Below are 4,459 nucleotides of genomic sequence, written 5' to 3'. Positions count from 1 at the left end.
AGCCCCAAAGCATCGCCCTCCGTAATGAAACTATTGGCAATCGCGCTGGTTGGTCGCGTAAATGCCGCCACATGGCAACCAGAGAGGGAATGAGATGCGGGTCCTGATCGTCGAGGACGAACCTAATCTCGGCCGCCAGCTGCGCGCGACGCTGGAGGGCGCCGGCTATGCTGTCGATCTCGCGACGGACGGCGAAGACGGCCATTATCTCGGCTCCACCGAAAGCTACGACGCGATCGTCCTCGATCTGGGCCTTCCAGAAGTCGACGGACTTACCGTGCTCGACCGCTGGCGGAAGGAGGGCATGGCGGTCCCCGTGCTGGTTCTGACGGCCCGCGACAGCTGGTCGGATAAGGTCGCGGGCCTCGATGCGGGTGCCGACGATTATCTCGCCAAGCCCTTCCAGACCGAGGAGCTGATCGCCCGCCTCCGCGCGCTGATCCGCCGCGCGTCGGGCAATGCGAGCTCCGAGCTTACCGCCGGCGACGTTCGCCTCGACACGCGCTCCGGCAAGGTGACGCTGAACGGCGAACCGGTGAAGCTCACCGCGCAGGAGTATAAGCTCCTGTCCTACCTGATGCACCACAAGGGCAAGGTCGTAAGCCGCACAGAGCTGATCGAACATATCTACGACCAGGATTTCGACCGCGACTCGAATACGATCGAAGTGTTCGTCACCCGCATCCGCAAGAAGCTGGGTCAGGACGTGATCACCACCATTCGCGGCCTCGGCTATTCGCTGGAGGATCCGCGCGCGTGAGGCCGTTGCGGAGCCGATAATGGCGTCCGCCTTCTTGCGCCGGGGGCGCCGCCCGCTGGGCGTTTCCAAGCCCGGATCGACCGGATCGCTGACGCGGCGCATGATCACCGTCGCCGCGCTGTGGATCATCGTGCTTCTCGTCGGCGGCGGCATCGCGCTGGACCGGGTGCTGACATCCGCCATGACGCGCAACTTCGATGCGCAGCTCGATTATGTTCTGACTGCGCTGATCGCATCGGCGGAGATCGGGCCGGACGGCGAGGCCTATCTCAACCGGCCACCGGCCGATCAGCGCTTCCTGGAACCCTATTCCGGCCTCTACTTTCAGATCAGCGGCCAGGGTTACGAGCCCTTCCGCTCCCGCTCGCTCTGGGACCGAGACCTCAAAGTCGCTGGCGTTCACAGCGATTATGACATCCACACCTACGACAGCCGCGAGTTTCCGGACGAAATGCTGCGCGTCGTGGAGCGCGACGCGCGGCTGCCCGGCTCACCCGTCCGCTGGCGCTTTCAGGTCGCGCAGAACCGCGAGGAACTGGACGAGCAGATTGCGGTGCTTCGGCGAACCCTCGTCCGCTCCTTTGGGGCACTCGGCCTCGGCCTCATCGTGCTTGCTGCCCTGCAAGCCATTTATGGCCTCTGGCCGCTCCGCCGGGTGCGAAGGGAAATTGCGGCCATCCGCTCGGGCGACCAATCGCGGATCGAGGAGCGTTTCCCGCGGGAGATCGCGCCGCTGACGCTCGAATTGAACGAGCTTCTTGAACATAACGAGACGCAGGCCGAGGAAGCGCGCCGTCATGCAGGCAACCTCGCCCATGCGCTTAAGACGCCGCTCACCGTCATCACCAATGCCGCGTCCGCCGAGAGCAGCGATTTGCCGGAAACGGTTGTTCGCGAGGCCGCGACGATGCGCCGGCAGGTGGACCACCATCTCGCCCGCGCCCGCGCCATCGGCCGTCGCTCGAACGCGCAGGCGCGCTCCGACGTCTGGCCGTCGCTCGAAGCCGTGGCAGGCGCCGTCGACCGTCTCTATCCGGAGGTTACCATTGACCTCACCGGCGACAAGCAGGCAGCGGTTCGCGTCGAGCGGCAGGACCTCGATGAGATGCTTGGCAACCTTATCGAGAATGCCGCGAAATATGGCGGCGGCCGTGTCTTCGTCACGGTCACCACCACGGCAGAATGCGTCGAGATCGAGGTGGAGGATGACGGCAAGGGCATTCCGGAGGCGCAGCGTCAAAGCATCTTCGACCGCGGCGCCCGGCTGGACATCGAAAAGCCAGGTACCGGCCTCGGCCTCGCCATTGTGCGCGACGTGGCGGAAATTTACGGCGGATCGGTACGGCTCGAGGAAAGCGAGGACCTAGGCGGCCTTCTCGCCCGGCTGAAGCTGCCCTTGTGCGCGTAAAAGACGAGTTCGAAATAGCGGTGGCGGGCTGCGGCCCGGGAGGTCTTGCCGCGGCCCTGATGCTGCATCGCCTCGGCCACAAGGTGACGCTGTTCGAACGCTTCGTCGAGGCGCGCCCGCTCGGCTCCGGCCTCATCCTGCAGCCGACCGGCCTTGCCGTCCTCGCTGAGCTTGCCCTTGCAGATGCTGCTCTGGCGGAAGGGGCCCGGATCGAGCGCCTGCTCGGCCGCGCAGCACCATCGGGCCGGGTGGTGCTGGACGTCCGTTACTCGGCTTTGCGGGTGGATGCCGCCGGTCTCGGCATCCACCGCGGCGCGCTCTTTCACCTTCTCTTCGAGGCCGTGAAGCGGGAGCGGGTCGCGATAGAAACGGGCAAGGAGATCACCGGCAGTGATCTTGCGCCGGGCGGGCGGCGACTTCTCCGCCTAAAGAGCGGCGGTGGTATCGGGCCTTTCGACCTGGTGGTCGATGCTCTCGGAACCCAGTCTCCGCTTGCAGGTCAATCGCCGTCTCCGCTCGCCTACGGTGCGTTATGGGCATCCCTAGACTGGCGAAGCCCTTTCAATCCTCATGCGCTGGAGCAGCGCTATCGGCGTGCGCGCCGGATGGTCGGAGTCCTCGATCGGGCGTTTGCCCGGGGACCACGCCGAGAAAGCCGCTTTCTTCTGGAGCCTTCGCGGTGATGGGCATGCCGCTTGGCGCGACGCAGGTCTCGCCCGCTGGAAAGATGAGGTGCGGGCGCTCTGGCCGGAAACCGAGCCCTTGCTGGATCAAATAGAGGATGCGGAGCAACTTACCTTCGCGCGCTACTGCCACCGCACATTGCGTCGCCCAGTGGAGACGGCGCTCGTTCATCTCGGCGATTCCTGGCATTCGACTAGCCCACAGCTCGGTCAGGGTGCGAACATGGCATTGCTGGATGCAGCCGCGCTCAGCCAAAGCCTCTCCGGGGCGTATGATCTGCCTGAAGCCCTTTCCAATTACGCTGCTTTACGGTCGCCTCACGTGCGTCTCTATCAGGCTCTCAGCCGCGTGTTCACACCCTTTTATCAATCGGAAAGTCGGTTGTTGCCGCTGCTCCGCGACTATCTCGTCAGCATTGCTTCCCGTGTCCCGCCGGCGCCCTATGTGTTGGCAGCGTTGGTTGCCGGATCGGCGGGATCGCCCCTCCGGCGTCTCGGCCTCAGAAATGCGGAAAGCTTGCCATTTTCGCCTCGCGAGACCAAGGAACCCAGCCATGACGGCCACTATTCATAAGCTCCGGAGCGAGCGTATGCCCTCGCTCGAGCCGATGCTGAATCTTGTGTCCGCGGACCTCAACCAGGTGAACAGCGTCATCCTTGAGCGGATGCAGAGCGATGTGGTGCTCATTCCGGAGCTTGCCGGACACCTGATCGCCGGCGGCGGCAAGCGGATGCGGCCGATGCTGACCCTCGCCTGCGCCCGGCTGCTCGACTATCCCGGCACGCGCCAGCACAAGCTCGCCGCCGCGGTTGAGTTCATCCATACGGCGACGCTCCTTCACGACGATGTGGTGGACGGCTCCGGCCTCCGGCGCGGCAAGCAGACCGCCAATATCATCTGGGGCAACCCGGCCAGCGTCCTCGTCGGCGATTTTCTCTTCTCCCGCAGCTTCGAGCTGATGGTGGAGGACGGCAGCCTCAAGGTGCTGAAAATCCTTTCCAAGGCTTCGTCGGTGATTGCGGAGGGCGAGGTCGACCAGCTTACCGCCCAGCGCCGGATCGAGACGACGGAAGACCATTATCTCGACATCATCAGTGCCAAGACGGCGGCGCTCTTCGCCGCCGCCTGCCGGATCGCGGCTGTCATCGCCGAGCGCGACGAGGATGTTGAGGATCATCTCGATTCCTACGGCCGCAACCTCGGTATCGCCTTCCAGCTTATCGACGACGCCATCGACTATTCGTCGGACGCGGCGACGATGGGCAAGGGCGTCGGCGACGATTTCCGCGACGGCAAGGTGACCTTGCCGGTCATTCTCGCGGTCTCGCGCGGCAGCGACGCCGACCGTGCTTTCTGGCGCGACGCGATGCAGGGCACCCGCGCGTCGGACGAGGACCTCGCGCAAGCGACGCGGCTCCTCCACAGCACCTGCGCGATCGACGACACGCTCGCCCGCGCCCGCCATTATGGTCAGCGCGCAATCGATGCGCTCGGCTCCTTTCCCGGGAGCAAGGCCAAGTCGGCGCTTATCGAAGCGGTCGAGTTCGCCATCTCCCGCGCCTACTGACCGGCAGGAGAGCGGTGTGACCGCCCTCCCCATCCATCAG

5 protein-coding genes are annotated in these 4,459 nt (G+C 64.9%); all 5 read left to right on the top strand.

The genetic code is table 11. The features are described 5' to 3' along the window. Positions 1 to 94 precede the first annotated feature (94 nt). From VGD10_RS12175 to VGD10_RS12155, 5 genes are read left to right on the top strand one after another with little or no spacing between them, the layout of a single operon-like run. Positions 95 to 760 (top strand): response regulator transcription factor, encoded by a 666-nt coding sequence (locus VGD10_RS12175; RefSeq protein ID WP_331041089.1) that lies wholly within the window; start codon positions 95 to 97, stop codon positions 758 to 760. Between the two features lie 19 nt (positions 761 to 779). After that, positions 780 to 2,168 carry a HAMP domain-containing sensor histidine kinase gene (locus VGD10_RS12170; RefSeq protein ID WP_331041088.1) on the top strand — a complete coding sequence of 463 codons (1,389 nt, stop codon included), beginning with the start codon at positions 780 to 782 and terminating at the stop codon, positions 2,166 to 2,168. After that, positions 2,159 to 2,851, top strand: a complete 693-nt coding sequence (locus VGD10_RS12165) for an FAD-dependent oxidoreductase (protein ID WP_331041087.1) — start codon at positions 2,159 to 2,161, stop codon at positions 2,849 to 2,851. Before VGD10_RS12170 ends, VGD10_RS12165 begins: the two co-directional genes overlap by 10 nt. A gap of 49 nt (positions 2,852 to 2,900) precedes the next feature. Then, positions 2,901 to 3,425 carry an FAD-dependent oxidoreductase gene (locus tag VGD10_RS12160; protein WP_331041086.1) on the top strand — a complete coding sequence of 175 codons (525 nt, stop codon included), beginning with the start codon at positions 2,901 to 2,903 and terminating at the stop codon, positions 3,423 to 3,425. Next, on the top strand, positions 3,406 to 4,419 hold the full coding sequence (locus tag VGD10_RS12155) for a polyprenyl synthetase family protein (protein WP_331041085.1): 1,014 nt from the start codon (positions 3,406 to 3,408) through the stop codon (positions 4,417 to 4,419). The genes VGD10_RS12160 and VGD10_RS12155 overlap by 20 nt, the downstream gene beginning before the upstream one ends. Positions 4,420 to 4,459: the final 40 nt, after the last annotated feature.

The organism is Allosphingosinicella sp., from assembly GCF_036402135.1.
Classification (GTDB): Bacteria; Pseudomonadota; Alphaproteobacteria; order Sphingomonadales; family Sphingomonadaceae; genus Allosphingosinicella.
The sequence above is the reverse complement of the archived record's forward strand: the minus strand, read 5'-3'. Positions and strand labels throughout refer to the sequence as shown.

Coding starts and splice junctions, on each gene's coding strand:
- VGD10_RS12175 (WP_331041089.1), top strand. CDS start 95: ATGCGGGTCCTGATCGTCGAGGACGAACCTAATCTCGGCCGCCAGCTG.
- VGD10_RS12170 (WP_331041088.1), top strand. CDS start 780: ATGGCGTCCGCCTTCTTGCGCCGGGGGCGCCGCCCGCTGGGCGTTTCC.
- VGD10_RS12155 (WP_331041085.1), top strand. CDS start 3,406: ATGACGGCCACTATTCATAAGCTCCGGAGCGAGCGTATGCCCTCGCTC.